Below are 18,648 nucleotides of genomic sequence, written 5' to 3' on the forward strand. Positions count from 1 at the left end.
ATCCATTGACAGAACTATATCATCATTATATTATCCATGTATCAATGTTACATGGGGATTTTCATGCTCAAAACTTGCTTGATCACTGGCGGCTCCGGTTTTGTCGGGGGGCGACTCATCGAAAGGCTCGTGACACAAGGGTGGCATGTTCGTGCGCTTGCACGCAGCGAAGAAGCCATGCGAATTGTAGAGAGTCGAGGTGCGCAAGCGGTGCGCGGCTCGCTGGATGATGTGAATTCGCTCGTCCGTGCAGCACAGGGTTGCAGCACCGTGATCCACGTGGCCGCGCACTTCAAGTTGTGGGGCGATGCCTCGGCGTTCGAGCAGTCCAATGTGAAGGGCACATCCAACATGCTGACGGCTGCAGCTTCCGTGACATCGGTCAAGCGCTTCATCCAGTTGGGGGCCGCTGCGGTCGTGATGGGCGACATGGCACCGATGTGCCGCGTCAACGAGTCACTGCCTCGCAATGAGCGCGCATGGGCCCCCTACAGCGCATCCAAAGCCCGCAGCGAAGCACTGGTTCTGAGTGCCAACAGAAATGGGGACTTTGAAACCGTGGTGCTTCGTCCGCCGATGATCTGGGGTGCGGGCATGCCAACGCTGGATCACATGATCGACAACGTCAAGGCGGGTCAATTCCGATGGGTGGGTGGTGGCTCGCAAGCCATGTCGACAGCGCATGTCGACAATGTTTGTCATGCGTTGGAGTTGGCGATCGAGAAGGGCCAGGGCGGTCAAGCGTACTTCATCAGCGATGGCGAGGACAGCACGCTCAAAGAGGTGATCTCCGCCCTGTTGAAGTCGCGTGCTGTCGAGCCGCCCCGTGCGTCCGTGCCCCTGCCTGTGGCGTGGGTCATGGCCAGTGCGATGGAGTGGATCTGGCGCACGTTTTCAAGGCGAGGTGAGCCGCCCATCACGCGCCAGATGTTGCGCCTGATCGGTGCGCCTTTCACCTTGGACATTGGCAAGGCAGAGCGCGATTTGGGGTATCGCCCCGTGGTCACGCGGGAGCAGGGCCTCAAGGCCATGCATGCGCCCATGCATGCATGACACCCGCAGAGGAACACCAGAAATGCCTGCCCGAAAAACCCTGATTGGCACGGCCATGGCCGCCTTGGCAACATTGGCCAGCCTGACAGGATGTGCAACCCGTCATGACGGACCACCCAGCGACCACTTCGACGGACGTGTGTTCCGCAATGACGAGCCGGCGCCGCCTGGCGCACTTTGGAAATTTCTGCGTTGGCAGATTTTTGAGCCAGGGGTTTCATGGCCCGATCATCTTCCCATCGAACGAGATCGACCTCCGCCACGTGTGCATGGCGATGACATTCGGGTGTCCTATGTGGGGCATGCGACCGTGCTGGTTCAGGTCGCAGGCATCAACATCCTGACTGATCCTGTCTGGTCTGAACGCGCCTCGCCATTGACCTTCGCGGGCCCAAAGCGCGTGCGTGAGCCGGGCGTGGCCTTTGAAGACCTGCCGCGCATCGACATCGTGCTGGTCTCTCACAATCATTACGACCATCTGGACAAAGACACGCTGGCAAAGCTGTGGGAGCGAGATCACCCGCTCATCGTGTCGCCGCTGGGCAATCTTGCGGCGATGCGGGGCAAGGCCTTGCAAGCCGTTGAGCTCGATTGGGGGCAATCGGTTGACAAGGGGGCCATCCGCATCACGGCTGAGCCCATGCAGCATTGGTCAGCTCGGGGCCCGATTGACCAAAACCTGTCGTTGTGGGCCGCATTTGTGCTGAAGACCCCGTCTGGGGCTGTCTACTTTGCGGGTGACACCGGCTACGGGAGCGGCGCGCATTTCAAGGCCACTCGCCAGAAGCATGGCCCGATGCGCTTGGCGATTTTGCCCATCGGCGGCTATGAGCCCAGCTGGTTCGTGGGCTATGCGCACATGAACCCGGAGGAGACCGTTCAGGCGGGAATGGACCTGGGTGCACAACGGGTGCTGGGCCACCATTGGGCGACCTTTCGGGTGACCAATGAAGCGATCGATGAGCCGGGACAACGTTTTGCATCTGCAGTGGATCGCGCCAGAATCCCCTGGGAGCATTTCCGAGCGCTTCTGCCAGGAATGGCTTGGCTGATCGACTGAACCAACCATTTCAGTCGTCCTCTTGTTGGCGCCGACTGAACATCGAAAGCGACGATGTCAGCATTGCCATCGAATCCGGTCATCCCAATGGCTTCAGGCGCGTTGGACCATTGACTGCAAAGTGGCCGAGACCGTGAGTCCAGAGCGTGACAGCAAACGGCGGCAACCGCTGCATAGTTGTCCACTGGCATCCAGTCGGCAGCTTCAGGCTGGTTGCTGTCGCTCAACACGCAGTTGTTGAACGACCGCTTCGAACACTTTTCGCCATGTAGCTGCTATGTTGGCAGGAACGCAACGAAAGGACTTGTATGTCTTTGAATCCAAAAACTGTCAGAGCGCGCGCTGAGCTCACGCGATCTGTGCTCATCGACAAACGCTACCGTTGTCCTTTGCCCGGGGAAGTATCTTGGACGTTGGGTACGAGAGTATTCTTCTCTCCGGTGAAAGCAGATGCGCGTGGAGGCTCCCCGGGGGTTGTAATCAGTAAAAAGCCCATGGGCGTGCGTAGAGGGCGAATCCTTTCAGCACGGGTACACCGTGTCGGACATACTCCATTAGCCAGGGCGCGATACAAGCCGCTGCAAACTCGCCCACGAAGACCAGTCACCGGTTGATTTCGCCAATGATGCGCAGATGAAGCTCCTTGTTCCTTCCTTTTGCATGTGGAATTTTCCCCGTTCAAACCAGACTCGGTAGCAACGGCCATTGCCGACATGGTGGACTGGCCGGGGACATCGACAAGAGCAGTCGGGTAGCCGCATGGGCTCGCCAGACGTTTCCAGCTGAGCCGGTGGTGCTGGTTGCGGGCAATCATATGGGGGTTAGTGGGGGTGCGGATAAAAACTTGGACTGGTTTTATGCCGCAAGTCCAAGGCTCACCCGGTATTCGATCGGGCTGAGGGCCCCCAAGGAGATCTTGATCCGCTTCTCGTTGTACCAGCGGATGTAGTCATCGACCACCTCAATGAACTGCTCAATGGTGATGCTCTTCCAGTCGCGAGGATAGAACAGTTCGTTCTTGAGGCGACCGAAGAACCCCTCGCAAGCCGCGTTGTCAGGCGAGCAGGCCTTGCGGGACATCGAACGGGTAAGGTTCGCTTCACTCATTCTCGATAGCCAGCCTGGCCATCGGTAGTGGCCACCGCGATCGGAGTGAACTATCGGCCTATCGGTGGTCTCCGCCACTGTCTCAATAGCCGCATCCAGCATGGTGTTGACCAATTCAGCGTCCGGACTTGTGCCAATGGTCCAACTAACCACCATGCCGTCGAAGCAGTCGATGATCGGCGACAGGTAGACCTTGCCTGCTGGGATCTGGAACTCCGTGATGTCCGTCTGTTAGAGCCGATCCAATCTTGACCACCAGTGCCAATCGAATATTGACCAGGGGCTAGGTCGACCTTCGTGAAGGCCAACTGTGAATAACTATAGGCTGCTTGCCTCGGTTGGTCCTCCTTTTCTTGAATCGATCTGTGGTGTTCCCGAGCCGTCAGGCGAGGCCCCTTCCTCCACGGTATCGCTGGCTTGGAGGCCTCGGCCGGCCGCCACCTTCCTGGCTTGCTCCCGCGTCTTGATGCGGCCTTTGGCTTCATTGCTGCTGTGGCGGAAGCGGTAAGACTCGTTGCCGGTTTCGATGATGTGGCAGTGGTGTGTGAGCCGGTCCAGCAGCGCCGTGGTCATCTTGGCGTCTCCGAACACCGTCGACCATTCGGCGAATGTCAGGTTGGTGGTGATCATCACGCTGGTGTGCTCGTAAAGCTTGGACAACAGATGGAACAGCAAAGCCCCACCGGCCTGGCTGAACGGCAGATAGCCCAACTCATCGAGCACCACCAAGTCCATGCGCCCCAGGCTCATGGCGATGCGACCGGCACGTCCGAGGCTCTTCTCCTGCTCGAGGGCGTTGACCAGGTCCACCGTCGAATAGAAACGCACCCGCTTGCCGTGCTGAGTCAGCCCGGAGATGCCCAGCGCGGTGGCGAGGTGGGTCTTGCCCGTGCCCGGACCGCCAATCAACACCACGTTCTGCGCGTCCTGGGTGAACCCCAGGTCGGCCAGTTTGTGGATCAAGCCTTGGTCGACTTGCGAGACCTCGAAGTCAAAGCCTGCCAGGTCGCGGTGGACCGGGAAGCGTGCGGACTTCATCTGGTGCGCAATCGAGCGCATGGCCCGGTCGGCATCTTCTGCCTGCAGCAGGTGTTCCACCAACCAGCGCGAAGCCGCCAGGCTGGTGTCACCGCCTTGCTCGGTCAGATCGGCCCAGGCAGTCGCCATGCCGTTGAGTCGCAATGCCTTCAGTTGGGCATACACATCCCCGGTGGTGTCACGCATGGCCGGCCTCCTGTCCATCCAGATGGGTGGGCCGCAAGCGGTCGTAGCGCGCCGTGTCCGCTTTGGGCGCCTGGCTCAGCCGCAGCGAGGTTTCTGCCTGCGCCGGCGTGGCCGGGTTGTTCAAGCGGGCGAGCACGTTGTGCACATGCTCGACGCTGATGGTGCCGCTGGGGGCCATGCCTTCGAGCACGAGCTCGACCGCCACCAGCACCGCTTCAAGCCCAGACTGCGGCACGGCGGCCAACACCTGGGCCATGGCCCGGTCGCCCCCCGCGTGGCGCAGCAATGACTGGCGTAAGCGCAGCAGTGGCGGCGGCAAGTCCAGGAACGGTGTGCCGTTGCGCAAGGCGCCCGGCTTGCGTTGCACCAGGTCGATGTAGTGCTGCCAGTCGTAGCTGGTCTGGCCGCTGCCGGGCAATCGGGCGTGGCTGGCCACCACGGCGTCTGCGGCGGCAACATCAATACGCTCGGGGTAGACGCGGGTGCTGACGATGTGCCCGGCCCACTCGCAGGGCACGGAGTAACGGTTGCGGGTGGCCGCCACCAGGCAGGTGCTGCTGACCCGAGCCAACTTCTCCACGTAGCCATCGAAGGGCGTCGGCATCGACATGAGGTGGCCTTTCTCCAACTCCCACATCTCGGCCACGGTGAACTGCCGATGGATCGGGTGTGCGGTGTCGGCCCACACCGAGCGACAGCGTTCCGCCAGCCAGGCGTTGAGTTCGATGAACGAGCCGAAGCGGCGCGTGGCGGCTTCGATCCAGATGCGCCGACGGCTGTCCTGCACGTTCTTCTCGACCACGCCTTTCTCCCAGCCCGAGGCGACGTTGCAGAAGTCGGGGTCGAACAGGTAGTGGCTGCACATGGCGGCGAAGCGGGCATTGACGATGCGTTGCTTGCCGCGCTGGACCTTGTCCACGGCGGTCTTCATGTTGTCGTAGATGCCGCGCCGCGTGACACCGCCCAGGGCCTGGAAGGACCGCGTGTGTGCATCGAACAGCATCTCGTGTCCTTGGCTGGGATAGGCCACTAGCCAGAAGGCCCGGCTGGCACACAGCTTCAAGTGCGCCACCTGGACGTTGTAGAACACGCCGCCGACCACCATGCCTTCGTCGCTCCAGTCGAACTGGAAGGCTTCGCCGAGTTCGAAGCTCAGCGGTACAAAGGCCTTGGTGGGACTGGACACGGACTCCACCCGCCAGCGGCGGATGTAGGCGGTGACGGCGCTGTAGCCGCCACGGTAACCCTGGGCCTGAATCTGTGCGAACAAAGCCCGGCCGCTGCGCCGGCCTTGCTTGGGCCGATGGCTGTCGGTGGTGAGCGCCTGGTGCAGGCTTGGCTCGAAGGCCGTGAGCTTGCCCACGGCGTGGGCCCGTTCGTACCGGGGAACGGCTTCGCTGGGGGCCTTCAGCCACTTCTTGACCGTGTTGCGCGACAGGCCGGTGCGCTTCGCGATCTCGCTGAGGGAGAGTTGGTCGCGCAGCTTCATGCGCCTGACCTTGCCAATCATGTCCATGGTGATCACCTTGTATCCCCCTGCTGAAAGATTCAGCAGGTCAGTGGAACACCCTGGTCAATTTTGGATTGGCACTTTGCGCTTTAGATGGTCAGTTTTGGGTTGGCACTAACAATCTCTGCGCTACTGTGAAAAATGTGCATCAGAGCATATTTCGTCGCATGGCGTTGCAATCTGGCGGGTCTCTCATCAACTTCCGGGCGTCGTAGTCTGCGTAGAACATGCTCAACCATTAGTTCAGTATTCGCAAATTCGCCAAATTTGGACCTTGCCTCTTTCGAGACGAGCAGGCGAAATATGTATTGCTTCGCAAAGGGAGCTTGAGTTCATGATTGCCGTAGCCAGGGCTGCTCGATATATTTTCGAAGACGAAGCAGTAGACGTAAATATGCTTCGGAATAATGCTTGCAAGGTGCTGTGTGAAGCCTATGGTGCGCTAGATGCTAAAAGATTAGACCCTGACCTCGTGGAGCGTGAATGGAGTCATTCAACCTTGTTTCAGTGGTGTACTCGCACTGCGACATGTATCAAGGCTTTTCCAAGATTTTGGCTCACTGATGTGATTAGAAGACGGCGCTCAGAAAGAAATCCTTTGAGATGGGCGTTTGCGGTTGCATATTTCAGTGAGCGATCATGGACTTCGATTGACATTTTTTTTGCAAGCCTGTCTGTTGCGCAGACTACTCAGCTCTCCTTGTGGTCAGATATTGAAGGTATTCCCCAAGAAATCCAGCACGCTTTTGAGCGCGCACATAGCCTTACCGAAGCGGCCGCGATGCTGAGAGTTACAGCACCTACCGTCCGCAGATGGATGCGCACTAATCCAGATCTTTCCGGTATCACTCAGCATTGGAAATTCAGGCGATGATAGCAAACGTGCCAGATGGGGTAGAGCTCGATTCCTATGTAAATTTGCTGCAATATTTGCGTGGTAGAAGAGCAAGTCCTTTCAAGAGGAGGTGCCTTATCTGGCGCGCCAATCAGGTTTCTGAGTCCATGCTCAGCGGTCGAAGTAATCCGTTGCAGATACTTGTGAGGCACTCCGTTTGGCCTTTGGTAGTCGCAACGCTTTGCGAATCTGCGAATAATAGCGTGATACCAGAAATGGCCTCGGCGCATGTTGACGTTGATTTTTCCGAAAGGGTCATGCGCTTGATGCCAAAACGCGCGCCGAGCTATAGGCGTTGCCCGCGCTGCATATCCGAGGATCTTAAGGAGTATGGATTCGCCTTCGGTCGGAGTCTGCATCAATTAACCGTTGTACGCACTTGCCCGAGGCATGACGTAGTACTGGAAGAGGAGTGTGCGAAGTGCCAAGCAGATTTTGAGTCGCCGATCCGTTGTGCACCATATAGAGGCGAACTTCAGCTATGCCGCCAATGTGGATCGACAAAAGGACGACCGGTTCCTCATACACCTTCAGACGGCTATAGGGCGTTGGTTGAGCTGCTTGGTTGTGGAATGGAAGGGCGTGCACCTGAAGTTGGGCCGCGGATGTTGAAAGTTGCGTTGGATCGTTTTGCCGAGCTCACTTTGGAGCATGGTGTTGACTTATTTCCAATGTTCTCTAGGTTTTGGGCTAAAAATGATTTGCAAGGCGCCTGCGAGGTGAGCAGTGCCAATCCGCAGGAGATTCGTGCTGCATTGTTGTTTGGAACTCCTCCAAATAGTGTTATTTCCGCATACGTATTGGCCAGCTTCTTTCATGCAGTGATCGTCAAAGAAGACGGCTTGCCGATCGGCCCAGCAGTTCGTACGCCCAGTTGGAAGTTCAAAACTAACTTTTTGGTGCATTCTCGTATCAAATGCCGGGCTCGAGAATTCGGGATACCTATGCGGGTTATGTATTGGGTATTTCTTGGGGACTGGTCAGCCATTAGCAGGTTTGGCTATTCTAATAAGGAGCTTCGTCGGTTTGTTGCTACGCTTGAAAGCTGGGACCAATTGGCTATTCACGCGCGCAGGGCGATATTTCTGAGGGAAAGGCTGCGTAGGCTAAATTTCAACGATGGGAAAATAGCGAGGCCGCCGAAAGTTTTGGTGAGGAGCGCTGAGAATTGCCGTGTGACGGAGCGATTCAAATTCGCTTGTAAGCTCTTGGGACTACATTGCGAAGTGGTGCTTCTGGATGGCGCCCGGAGCGAAAGCCCTGTAGTGCTGCTCGATGGAGTAGAGGTGAGGTACGGGTGTCCATATAAATTCTATACATACGTGATACAGCGTGCTCAATCTTGGCCTCAGCTTCGGGCGCTGAAATTTTTTATGATTCCCAACGTCCCGTGCTTTCATAACGACTCATGACAACTGCGTATTTCGGACACACCTGAACACGGGGGGGCATTTCGATGCGGCCACGCCGCCGACGGCATTAACAGGTCGGAAAAATCCGACCCCAGCGCTCTTGTGGGGCAGAATTCGGCCAACTCCAAACATGCGAAGCCTAGCTCCAGTTGACCCAGAAGCTAACATTCGCGTTCTCTTTTCAGAACCCGCTTGACCCGACCCTTAGGGCCACCTTTATAAAAACATCTTTCCAAATGTGAAGAGGTGACTTTGTGAACAGTCGAACGCGATTCCTGAGCCCTTCAGAGGCAGCGAGAAGGCTCGGCATCTCCGCAAAGGCATTACGTATTTACGAGCAACGTGGTCTTATGACACCGCGGCGCACCGAGGCTGGCTGGCGGTCTTACGGACCGGTGGAGATGCAGTGTGCCGGCGAGATTGTGGCCCTTCGTGCGCTGGGCTTGAGTCTTGCGCAAGTGGCCAGCGTTTTAGAAGGCGAGGCCGAGGGACTTGAGCCTGCCTTGGCCTTACATCAGTCCGTGCTTGAAGGTGATGCGCGTCGACTGGGAGACACCATCGAACGTGTTCGCGGTCTACGAGCCAAATTGGAAAGAGGGCAGAGGCCAACCGTCACAGAATTGACGCGCCTGCAGGTGTCGACCAGTCGGCTGAGCATCGAATTCGAACTGCCCTGGCCCTGGGGTGGTGAATTTTTCCAGTTGCACGACATCCGTCCCCTGAACTACGTCGTGGGTCCGTTGGGCAGCGGAAAAACGCGATTGGCCCTGCGCTTGGCCGAGGTGCTGCCGTCGGCGGCGTTCCTTGGCCTAGAACGGGTTGCTGCAGGTGATGCGAAGGCGCGCATGGATGCCGACTCGAACCTACGATTACGCGTCAATCACGCGATGGATTGGCTGATCGAAGAAGGCGCTGCCGCCTCCGAGGCACTGACCGCGTTGCTGGTCGGACTGGAAGCCGAAGGGCCGACCATTCTGGTCGTCGACATGGTCGAGCACGGACTGGATGCGCCCACCCAACAGGCGGTGTCCGCCTATCTGCGTCGCCGCATGTCCGTGGAGCGCCCGCTCTTCTTGATGACACGTTCTGCGGCCATCCTCGATTTAGCTTCCGTTGGCACGGGAGAGTCCATTCTTCTTTGCCCTGCCAATCACAGCCCACCCATTCACGTGGAGCCCTATCCAGGGGCTGCAGGCTATGAAGCCGTTGCAACTTGTCTGGCGGCTCCTGAGGTGCGCGCGCGAACGGAAGGCGTCATTGCATGGCGGCCTCGAGGGCATGTGTACGAGGATGGGCACCTCTCAGCTCGTTGCTAGCCACATTTTTTGCAGTGCAAAGGCGTTTGCGAATCCGGAAACATGGAGCAGCCAAGAGCAGGCGTTCGAGAAGCAGCCTCACTGTAGTGGAGATGCACCACCCGCCAATCGAAACCCATTTGTTTCCACACCGTCTTGGCCGTTTGCAGCCGGTGACTGAGGAATCCTGCTGAGGGTACTCATGGCGCTGGACTGACCGGTCATCACTACCGGCATATGCAATTCAATTGCGCGACCAGTAATGAAATCTCGCTTGTCAATCACCTAGTGGAATACTTTCAGTGAGCGCAAGTGGGCTAGTTCTATTGCGCTTTCAATGTCCGCAACAAGGCAAAATAAGTACTGCTACGCGACCCAGCCGAGGGGTGTCAGTATTGTGCCCACTGTCCTATGGCACTGCCCCTCGTGTTTTGCAGTCCCTCTGCCAGTAGATCCAATCATCGTTAGCGAGCTGGTTCTAGCAAGCCCAAGATCCACTCATTGCATTCCTCATTCGGATTCTCCCGCTTGGCCATGCCCTTTAGAACGGCAATACCAGATCCACTCATTGTTATTAAGACCCAGAGTCAGCGTAGGGGCAGAAAATTCAGCGCAGCCGGGCAGCTGCGTGGGGGGCGAACAGGTTTTTTGGGGGCTCACAGGCCCAGTTCGTATTCCACGGTGATGGGCGCGTGGTCCGAGAATTTCTCGCCCTTGTAAATGGATTCGGTGCGTGCGAGGGCGGCCAGGGCTGGCGTGGCCAGGTGGTAATCCAGCCGCCAGCCCACGTTGTTGGCATAGGCCTGGCCCCGGTTGCTCCACCACGTGTAAGCGGTGTCGGTGGTGGCAGGTTGTAACTGACGGTAAACGTCTACCAAGGCGCCGCCTTCGCCACTTGTGTCTAACAATTTTGTCATCCAGGCGCGTTCCTCGGGCAGGAAGCCGCTGTTCTTTTGGTTGCTGCGCCAGTTCTTCAAGTCAATGTTTTGGTGGGCGATGTTGACGTCGCCACACAGGATGAATTCACGCCCGGCCTTGAGCTGCATGAGGTGCGGGTAGAACTCGGCCAGGAAGCGGAACTTGGCCTGCTGGCGCTCCTCACCAGAGGAGCCACTTGGAAAGTAGGCGCTCACAATGGAGAGCTTGCGTGCAGGCGTGTCAAAGCGCAGCTCTACATAGCGGCCCTCCAGGTCAAACTCGGGCGAGTTGTAGCCCACGATGACGTCTGAAGGCTCGTGCCGGGTGTAAATGCCTACCCCTGAATAGCCCTTTTTCTGCGCAAAATGGAAGTGCCCCTTCAGGCCCGCCAGCACCTCGAAGCGGGTGGCGATGTCGGCGGCCTGGGCTTTGACTTCCTGCACGCAAATACAATCCGGCCGCGTGGTGGCGATCCAGCTCTCCACGCCTTTGCTGGTGGCCGAACGGATGCCATTGAGATTGAGGCTGGTTAATTTGAACAAGGAATTTCCCATGGTGGATGTTGGCGCGCAAGCCTTGGACGACGGCGCTTTGGCGCAGGATTTTGTACGTTTTGCCGTGGAATCGGGCGTCTTGCGATTCGGGGAATTCAAGACCAAAGCCGGTCGGATGAGCCCGTATTTCTTCAATGCCGGTCTGTTTGACGACGGGGCCAAGATCGGTCGGCTGGCCGAATTCTATGCAAAAGCCCTGCTGGCCAGTGGCATCGAATTCGACATGGTTTTTGGCCCTGCTTACAAGGGCATTCCGCTGGCGGCGACAGTGGCGGTGGAACTGGCCCGCCTGGGCCGCAACGTGCCGTTTGCCTACAACCGCAAAGAGGCCAAGGACCACGGCGAAGGCGGCACGCTGGTGGGCGCTCCGCTCAAGGGCCGGGTGTTGATCGTGGACGATGTGATGTCTGCAGGAACGGCCGCACGCGAGTCCATCGCGCTCATCCAGGCCGCAGGCGCCACGCCCCACGCCTTGGCCATTGCGCTGGACCGCCAGGAAAAAGCCACAGAGAATGGCGTGGACGTGGAGCACAGCGCAGTTCAGTACGTTCGCAACCAGTTGGGCATGCAGGTGTGCGTGATTGCCAAGCTGGCAGATTTATTGCTTTATCTCTCTCAAAACGGGGGGGCGGAGATGCGCATCCATCACGAGCGGGTCTTTGCATATCGCCAAAAATATGGCGTCACAGAAGGATAAGGAACTTGAAAAAATGGGCGGCGAGTGCAGTGGGGATCACGCTTTGGGCGGGCATCACTGCGCTTGCTTCAGCCCAGGGCATCTACACCTGCGTAGACAAACATGGCCGCCGTCTGACGGCCGATCGCCCCATCCTGGAATGCCTGGACCGTGAACAGCGTGAGCTGAGCCCCTCAGGGGTTACCCGTCGCCAGATTGGCCCCTCGCTGTCTGACACCGAGCGTGCGGCCCAAGAAGCCCAGCAACGCAAAGAAGCCGAAGAGCGCGTGCGTGTCACGGAAGAGCGCCGCCGCGAGCGCGCGTTGGTCGCGCGCTACCCCGACAAAGCCACCCACGACATCGAGCGCAACGCAGCCTTGCTGATGGTGGACGAAGTCACCGCCACGGCTGAAAAGCGCATTCTGGACTTGCGTGATGAGCGCAAGAAGCTGGACCAGGAAATGGAGTTCTACAAAAAGGACCCCAACAAAGCGCCCATGACCCTGCGCCGCAAGATCGGGGAAAACGAAGACAGCATTGCAGAGCAGCAGCGTTTCATCCTCGGCCAGGACCAGGAAAAGCGCAAGGTGAACCAGCGGTTTGATGTGGAGCTGGCCAAGCTCAAGGTGCTGTGGGAGGCATACAAACCCGTGAGCCTGCCTGCGGCTTCGGCCACGCAACCTGCGGCGGCATCGGCGGCCCGCTGATGGGCAGCATCAATAAACAAGCCCCTCTGGGATAGACCCGAGGGGCTTTTTCAATGGGGGGCAAGCCAGGGACTTTCAGCGCCCCTGCCTGCCCTTTGCGCTTCAGGCCGACAGCTTGGCCCGCAGCAAATCATTGACCTGCTGCGGATTGGCCTTGCCCTTGCTGGCCTTCATGATCTGGCCCACCAGCGCATTGAATGCCTTGTCCTTGCCCGCGCGGAACTGGGCCACGTTGTCGGCGTTGGCGGCAATCACTTCGTCGATGATGGCCTCCAGCGCGCCGGAGTCGTTCATCTGCTTGAGGCCCTTGGCGTCGATGACGGCGTCGATATAAGCCGTTGCTGAATCGTGCATGGTTCCTGGTGCATGGACCAAGTCCTCGGCAAACACTTTTCTAGCCGCTGCATTTGAAATCGTTCCATCCCCAATTCGAGTGATTAGGGCAGCCAGATTTGCGGGCGGAACCACCCCCGCAAACTCTTCAAAGGACAGGTCCTCCACCGCGTTCAGATATTTGGATACCTCGCCCATGATCCAGTTGCTGGCCAGCTTGGCCTGACCGCAGGCTTTGGCCGCCGCCTCAAAGTAGGCCGCCATCGCCTTGCTCTGCGTCAGCGTGGTGGCGTCGTACTCGGGCAGGCCGTAGTCGGCCACAAAGCGAGCCGCCATCGTTCGGGGCAGCTCCGCCATCTGGGCGCGCTGCTCGTCAATCCAGGCTTGCGAAATCTGCAGCGGTGGCAGGTCTGGGTCGGGGAAGTAGCGGTAATCGGCTGCATCTTCCTTGGTGCGCATGGCGCGGGTCTCGCCCGTGTCCGGATCAAACAGCACGGTGGCCTGCTGGATGGCGTGGCCGTCCTCGATCTGTTCGATCTGCCAGCGGATCTCGTAGTCAATCGCCTGCTGCATGAACTTGAACGAGTTCAGGTTCTTGATCTCGCGGCGCGTGCCCAGCGGCTGGCCAGGTTTGCGCACCGACACGTTGGCATCGCAACGGAACGAACCTTCCTGCATGTTGCCGTCGCAGATGCCGATCCAGGTCACGATCTTGTGCAGCTCTTTGGCGTAAGCCACGGCCTCTTCGCTGCTGCGGATGTCGGGCTCGGTCACGATTTCCAGCAGCGGCGTGCCCGCGCGGTTCAGGTCGATGCCGCTTTGGCCAATGAAGTCCTCGTGAAGCGACTTGCCCGCGTCTTCCTCCAGGTGGGCGCGCACCAGGCGCACGGTCTTCTTCTCGTCGCCCAGGAAGAAGGAGACCTCGCCGCCTTGCACCACTGGGATTTCAAACTGGCTGATCTGGTAGCCCTTGGGCAGGTCAGGGTAGAAGTAATTCTTGCGGGCAAAAATACTCTCTGGCGCAATGTGAGAGCCCAGAGCCAGTCCTAATTTGATAGCGCACTCAACGGCCTTGCGGTTCATCACCGGCAGTGTGCCGGGCAATGCCAGGTCCACCGGGCTGGCCTGGGTGTTGGGCTCGGCACCGAAGGCGGTGGGCGAGCGGCTGAAAATCTTGCTCTGCGTGGCCAGCTGGGTGTGGGTTTCGAAGCCGATGACGACTTCGTAACCGTGGATCAATTTGCTCGTCGTCATAAATCAAAGCCCTCCGGGCTGGCGGAGGTGGAAGTCGGTGGCTTGCTGCAGGCGGTGCGCGGTGTTCAGCAACTGGGCTTCCTTGAAGTAGTTGCCGATCAGTTGCAGGCCCACGGGCATGCCGCCTTCGCCAAAACCTGCAGGCACGCTCATGCCGGGCAGGCCCGCCAGCGATGCTGGCAGGGTGAAGATGTCGGCCAGGTAATCGGCCAGCGGGTCGCTGCCATGCTCGCCCAGCTTCCAGGCTACGGTGGGGGCCACGGGGCCAGCAATCACGTCGCATTCCTTGAAGGCGTTCTGGAAGTCGTCTGCGATCATGCGGCGGATTTTTTGGGCCTGCAGGTAGTAGGCGTCGTAGTAGCCGTGCGAGAGCACATAGGCGCCGATCATGATGCGGCGCTTGACCTCGTCGCCAAAGCCTTCGGCGCGGGTCTTTTTGTACATGTCCACCAGGTCGGTGTAGTCCTTGGCGCGGTGGCCAAACTTCACGCCGTCAAAGCGGCTGAGGTTGGATGAGGCCTCGGCTGGCGCAATGATGTAGTACACCGGGATGGACAGCTCGGTGCGCGGCAGCGTGATGGGCACGAGCTTGGCGCCGAGCTTTTCGTATTCCTTGAGCGCCCCATCGACGGCGGCGCGCACATCGGGCGCCAGCCCTTCGCCAAAGAATTCGGCGGGGACGCCGATGCGCAGGCCTTCGATGGAGTCATTGAGCTTGGCGCTGAAATTTTCGGCGGGCACATCCAGCGATGTGGAGTCGCGGTCAGGGTCCGGGCCGCACATCGCCGACAGCAGCAGCGCACAGTCTTCGGCGCTGCGGGCCATGGGGCCAGCCTGGTCCAGGCTGGAGGCGAAGGCGATCATGCCGTAGCGGCTGGCGCGGCCATACGTGGGCTTGATGCCGGTGATGCCGCAAAACGAGGCAGGCTGGCGGATGGAGCCGCCGGTGTCGGTGCCAGTGGCCGCGGGGGCCAGACGTGCAGCCACTGCCACGGCGCTGCCGCCCGACGAGCCGCCGGGAATGCGGCTGGTGTCCCAGGGGTTGCGCACAGGGGCGGGGGCGTCAAAGCCCAGCGGGGCGATGGCCGAATTCTCATTGGCCGAGCCCATGGCGAACTCGTCGCAGTTGAGTTTGCCCAGTGTCACGGCACCGGCCTCGGCCAGTTTGCTGACCACGGTGGCATCAAATGGCGACTGGTAGCCCGCCAACATCTTGGAGCCTGCGGTGCTCGGAAACTCTTTGGTCACAAAGATGTCTTTGTGCGCGATTGGCACGCCGGCCAAGGGGCCTGCGGTGCCCGCGGCAATGCGCGCGTCGGCCGCCTGGGCCTGGGCCAGGGTGGCGTCTTCGTTCAGGGCCACGTAGGCGCCCAGGGTGGGGTGGGCCTTGGTGCGGGCCAGGAAATGCTGGGCGGCTTCCACGGCGGAAACCTGGCGGTTGCGCAGCTGGCTTGCCAGCTCGGTCAGACTCAGGTCGTGCAGTGCGGTGGGGTTCTGGGTCATGGGGCTTACTCGATCACTTTGGGCACGAGGAACAGGCCGCGCTCCACGGCTGGCGCACTTTTTTGGTTGGCTTCGCGGTTGTTGGGCTCGCTGGCGATGTCTTCGCGCAGGCGCAAGGCCACGGCCTGGATGGCTGCCACGGGGTGGGCCAGGGGCTCAATCCCTTGGGTATCCACAGCCCGCATTTGCTCCACAACGTCGAAAAAACCGTTCAATTGCATGAGCATGCGCTCACTTTCTGAGGGTGTGAGCTCCAGTCGCGCCAGATTGGCGATGCGACCAATGTCCTGAGGGGTCAGTGCCATAGGGAAAATATTTCTCGGGATACCAGATGTAAAGCTGTGATCCGGGTCATGCCGGAGGGAGTTATTCACAGGGGATGGGGTATTATCCCGGCTTTGCCGCAATACCCTCTTTTCAGCCGGTCATTGTGCGAAAAAAGTGATATTTGACTCCCACCCACTCCCTGACACACCTGGCGATGGCAGGCCGACGCGCATGCCGTGCCTGAGAGGATTTTTGAATGTTCGGAGCTTTTCGTCGGTACTTCTCCACCGACCTTGCCATTGACCTTGGCACCGCCAACACCCTCATTTTTGCCCGTGACAAAGGCATCGTTCTGGACGAGCCCTCAGTGGTTGCTATCCGCCACGAAGGCGGCCCCCACGGCAAGAAGGTCATCCAGGCGGTAGGCCACGAAGCCAAAGCCATGCTGGGCAAGGTGCCCGGCAACATTGAAGCCATCCGGCCCATGAAGGATGGCGTGATCGCCGACTTCGTGATCACCGAACAGATGATCAAGCAGTTCATCAAGATGGTGCACCCCCGCACGCTGTTCACCCCCAGCCCGCGCATCATCATCTGCGTGCCCTGTGGCTCCACCCAGGTTGAGCGCCGCGCCATCAAGGACGCCGCTGAAGCGGCAGGCGCCACGGCGGTGTACTTGATCGAAGAGCCCATGGCGGCTGGCATCGGCGCTGGCTTGCCAGTCTCCGAAGCCTCGGGCTCCATGGTCGTCGACATCGGTGGCGGCACGACCGAGGTGGGCGTGATCTCGCTGGGCGGCATGGTCTACAAGGGCAGTGTGCGTGTGGGTGGCGATAAATTTGACGAAGCCATCATCAACTACATCCGCCGCAACTACGGCATGCTGATTGGCGAGCCCACGGCCGAAGCCATCAAGAAGAACATCGGCTCGGCCTTCCCGGGCTCCGAAGTGCGCGAGATGGAAGTCAAGGGCCGCAACCTGTCTGAAGGCGTGCCGCGCAGCTTCACCATCTCCAGCAACGAAGTCCTGGAAGCCCTGACCGACCCGCTCAACCAGATCGTCTCGGCCGTGAAAAACGCGCTGGAGCAAACCCCCCCAGAACTGGGTGCTGACATTTCCGACCGCGGCATGATGCTGACCGGCGGCGGCGCGCTGCTGCGTGACCTGGACCGTTTGCTGGCCGAAGAAACCGGCCTGCCCGTGCTGGTGGCCGAAGACCCGCTGACCTGCGTGGTGCGCGGTTGCGGTATTGCGCTGGAGCGCATGGACCGCCTGGGCAGCATCTTCACCAGCGAGTAATGTGCAAGCCGGGGGCCTTCTTTCGCAGGGGGCTCCGGGTCAGAACCGCGTGATCGCTGATGTCTCCATGCTTTGTGAATCCACTGCAGTGACCCAGCCCCTGCGCGACCCTTCCTGAAGTACTGCCCTCTATGCCCCTGGGAACCCTAGACCGCAGTGCGCCACCTTTCTTCAAGCAGGGCCCTTCGGCCCTGTCGCGTTTGGCTGCGTTCAGCGCGCTGGCGCTGTTCTTGATGGTGGCCGATGCCCGCTTTCAAATCACCGGGCCTGTGCGCCTGGCCATTGGCTCGGTGCTTTACCCGGTGCAGTGGTTGGTGTTCCAGCCGGTGGAGTTGGCACGCCACGGCTCGGGCTACTTCCAGTCCTTGCAATCGGCCCAGGCCGATGCCGATGCCGCCGCGCAAAAGCTGGTGCTGGTGTCGCAGCAGGCGCACCAGGCCGAGCAACTGGCGCAAGAGAACGTGCGCCTGCGCAAGCTGCTGGCGCTGCGCGAGCGGCTGCAAACGCCCGCCCAGGCCGCCCAGGTGATTTACGACACCGCCGACCCCTACACCCGCCGTGTGGTCATTGACCAGGGGCAGTTGCATGGCGTGGAGCAGGGCGTGCCCGTGATGGACGAAGGCGGCGTGCTGGGACAGGTGACGCGGGTGTTTCCCCTGGTGAGTGAAGTCACGCTGCTGGTGGATCGAGATCAGGCCATCCCGGTGCTGAACCTGCGCACTGGCGCCCGCGCCGTGGCGTATGGCGACCCGATGGCCGAGCATGGTGGCGGCATTGAACTGCGCTTCATCCAGGCCAATGCCGATGTGCGCGAGGACGACCTGCTCACCACCAGTGGGGTGGACGGCGTCTATCCCCCAGGCCTGCCTGTGGCCCGCGTGACCCATGTGGAACGCCGTGCCGACTCGGCCTTTGCCCGCATCTATTGCAAGCCCCTGGCCCAGGTGCAGGGCGTGCGCCATGTGATGGTGCTCAAACCCCTGACCGACCACCTGCCGCCTCGGCCTGAACCCGCCCCCACCGTGACCAGCAAGAGGGTGCGCAAATGATCATGCCCCGCGGCCAGCAGTTGCTGCTGCCTGTCAACCCGGTTTTCATCGTCATCAGCCTGCTGCTGGGCTTGGCCGTCAACTTGGTGCCCTTGGGGCGCTGGGTGTGGATGCCGGACTTGCTGATGGTGTTGATCGTGTTCTGGAGCGTGCACCAGCCCCTGCGGGTGGGCATGGGTGTGGCGTTTGCGTTGGGGCTGTGCATGGATGTGGCGCAGTCTGCGCTGCTGGGCCAGCATGCGCTGGCCTACACCGTGCTGTCTTTCAGCGCCACGGCCATGCACCGGCGCTTGCTGTGGTTCAGCGTGCCCTCGCAGGCCCTGCAGTTGTTGCCCATGTTTGCCATGGCGCATGGCATTGAGACCTTGCTGCGCGTGGTCACCGGCGGCATCTTCCCGGGCTTCTGGGTGCTGCTGGCCCCGGCGCTGGAAGTCGCTTTGTGGCCCCTGGCCAGCTGGGTGCTGCTGGCCCCGCAGCGCCGCCCTCCCGACCGCGACGAGAACCGCCCCCTGTGACCATGGTGAGCGCAGG

16 protein-coding genes and 3 pseudogenes are annotated in these 18,648 nt (G+C 60.0%); 12 read left to right on the forward strand and 7 right to left on the reverse strand.

The features are described 5' to 3' along the window. Positions 1–51 precede the first annotated feature (51 nt). Both CLU86_RS19400 and CLU86_RS19405 read left to right on the forward strand, forming a co-directional pair. Positions 52–1,053, forward strand: a complete 1,002-nt coding sequence (locus tag CLU86_RS19400) for an NAD(P)-dependent oxidoreductase (RefSeq protein WP_199175154.1) — start codon at positions 52–54, stop codon at positions 1,051–1,053. Between the two features lie 22 nt (positions 1,054–1,075). Beyond that, positions 1,076–2,113 carry an MBL fold metallo-hydrolase gene (locus CLU86_RS19405; protein ID WP_199175155.1) on the forward strand — a complete coding sequence of 346 codons (1,038 nt, stop codon included), beginning with the start codon at positions 1,076–1,078 and terminating at the stop codon, positions 2,111–2,113. Between the two features lie 855 nt (positions 2,114–2,968). Here the strand turns inward: CLU86_RS19405 and CLU86_RS19410 are convergent. The 3 genes and pseudogenes from CLU86_RS19410 to istA all read right to left on the reverse strand — a co-directional run. Continuing rightward, positions 2,969–3,448, reverse strand: a pseudogene (locus tag CLU86_RS19410) (IS3 family transposase); the annotation flags it as partial. A gap of 90 nt (positions 3,449–3,538) precedes the next feature. Further along, positions 3,539–4,444 carry an IS21-like element helper ATPase IstB gene (istB, locus tag CLU86_RS19415; RefSeq protein WP_099742781.1) on the reverse strand — a complete coding sequence of 302 codons (906 nt, stop codon included), beginning with the start codon at positions 4,442–4,444 and terminating at the stop codon, positions 3,539–3,541. After that, positions 4,437–5,960: an IS21 family transposase gene (gene istA, locus CLU86_RS19420; protein WP_099743722.1), complete on the reverse strand. Its 1,524-nt coding sequence runs from the start codon at positions 5,958–5,960 to the stop codon at positions 4,437–4,439. Before istA ends, istB begins: the two co-directional genes overlap by 8 nt. 118 nt (positions 5,961–6,078) lie before the next feature. On the opposite strand from istA, the pseudogene CLU86_RS23330 reads away from it, so the two are divergent. The 5 genes and pseudogenes from CLU86_RS23330 to CLU86_RS19430 all read left to right on the forward strand — a co-directional run. Beyond that, positions 6,079–6,183, forward strand: a pseudogene (locus CLU86_RS23330) (TniQ family protein); the annotation flags it as partial. Positions 6,184–6,288: 105 nt separating this feature from the next. Then, the gene (locus CLU86_RS22720) at positions 6,289–6,828 is read left to right on the forward strand and encodes a helix-turn-helix domain-containing protein (RefSeq protein ID WP_143226749.1); all 540 of its coding nucleotides are present in this window, start codon (positions 6,289–6,291) and stop codon (positions 6,826–6,828) included. 287 nt (positions 6,829–7,115) lie between these two features. Then, positions 7,116–7,241, forward strand: a pseudogene (locus CLU86_RS23335) (TniQ family protein); the annotation flags it as partial. Positions 7,242–7,454: 213 nt separating this feature from the next. Continuing rightward, a complete protein-coding gene (locus CLU86_RS23160; protein ID WP_233195122.1) occupies positions 7,455–8,261 on the forward strand; it encodes a hypothetical protein in 807 nt (268 codons plus the stop codon). A gap of 254 nt (positions 8,262–8,515) precedes the next feature. Then, a complete protein-coding gene (locus tag CLU86_RS19430; protein WP_099742783.1) occupies positions 8,516–9,577 on the forward strand; it encodes a MerR family transcriptional regulator in 1,062 nt (353 codons plus the stop codon). Between the two features lie 635 nt (positions 9,578–10,212). Here the strand turns inward: CLU86_RS19430 and CLU86_RS19435 are convergent. Continuing rightward, complete coding sequence (locus CLU86_RS19435) at positions 10,213–11,016, reverse strand: exodeoxyribonuclease III (protein ID WP_099742784.1); 804 nt, start codon at positions 11,014–11,016, stop codon at positions 10,213–10,215. Between the two features lie 10 nt (positions 11,017–11,026). Here CLU86_RS19435 and pyrE point away from each other — a divergent pair, with 10 nt between their 5' ends. Continuing rightward, positions 11,027–11,725 (forward strand): orotate phosphoribosyltransferase, encoded by a 699-nt coding sequence (gene pyrE, locus CLU86_RS19440; RefSeq protein WP_099743723.1) that lies wholly within the window; start codon positions 11,027–11,029, stop codon positions 11,723–11,725. A gap of 5 nt (positions 11,726–11,730) precedes the next feature. Continuing rightward, positions 11,731–12,411, forward strand: a complete 681-nt coding sequence (locus tag CLU86_RS19445; protein WP_369803848.1) for a DUF4124 domain-containing protein — start codon at positions 11,731–11,733, stop codon at positions 12,409–12,411. Positions 12,412–12,513: 102 nt separating this feature from the next. On the opposite strand, the gene gatB is transcribed toward CLU86_RS19445, so the two are convergent. The 3 genes from gatB to gatC are packed head-to-tail and all read right to left on the reverse strand — an operon-like array spanning position 12,514 to position 15,806. After that, a complete protein-coding gene (gatB, locus tag CLU86_RS19450; protein WP_099742786.1) occupies positions 12,514–13,998 on the reverse strand; it encodes an Asp-tRNA(Asn)/Glu-tRNA(Gln) amidotransferase subunit GatB in 1,485 nt (494 codons plus the stop codon). 3 nt (positions 13,999–14,001) lie between these two features. Then, positions 14,002–15,501: an Asp-tRNA(Asn)/Glu-tRNA(Gln) amidotransferase subunit GatA gene (gatA, locus tag CLU86_RS19455; protein WP_099742787.1), complete on the reverse strand. Its 1,500-nt coding sequence runs from the start codon at positions 15,499–15,501 to the stop codon at positions 14,002–14,004. A 5-nt stretch (positions 15,502–15,506) separates the two neighbouring features. After that, entirely contained in the window at positions 15,507–15,806 is a 300-nt protein-coding gene (gene gatC / locus CLU86_RS19460; RefSeq protein ID WP_099742788.1) for an Asp-tRNA(Asn)/Glu-tRNA(Gln) amidotransferase subunit GatC, read from the reverse strand. Positions 15,807–16,024: 218 nt separating this feature from the next. On the opposite strand from gatC, the gene CLU86_RS19465 reads away from it, so the two are divergent. The 3 genes from CLU86_RS19465 (at position 16,025) to mreD (ending at position 18,632) form a co-directional block, all read left to right on the forward strand. After that, positions 16,025–17,068: a rod shape-determining protein gene (locus CLU86_RS19465; RefSeq protein WP_099657536.1), complete on the forward strand. Its 1,044-nt coding sequence runs from the start codon at positions 16,025–16,027 to the stop codon at positions 17,066–17,068. 131 nt (positions 17,069–17,199) lie between these two features. Beyond that, positions 17,200–18,117, forward strand: coding sequence for a rod shape-determining protein MreC (mreC, locus tag CLU86_RS19470; protein ID WP_099657537.1), 918 nt, complete (start codon positions 17,200–17,202; stop codon positions 18,115–18,117). After that, on the forward strand, positions 18,114–18,632 hold the full coding sequence (mreD, locus tag CLU86_RS19475) for a rod shape-determining protein MreD (RefSeq protein ID WP_099657538.1): 519 nt from the start codon (positions 18,114–18,116) through the stop codon (positions 18,630–18,632). The genes mreC and mreD overlap by 4 nt, the downstream gene beginning before the upstream one ends. Positions 18,633–18,648 lie beyond the last annotated feature (16 nt).

Source organism: Acidovorax sp. 62 (assembly GCF_002754495.1).
In the GTDB taxonomy this organism is placed as follows: Bacteria; Pseudomonadota; Gammaproteobacteria; order Burkholderiales; family Burkholderiaceae_C; genus Acidovorax.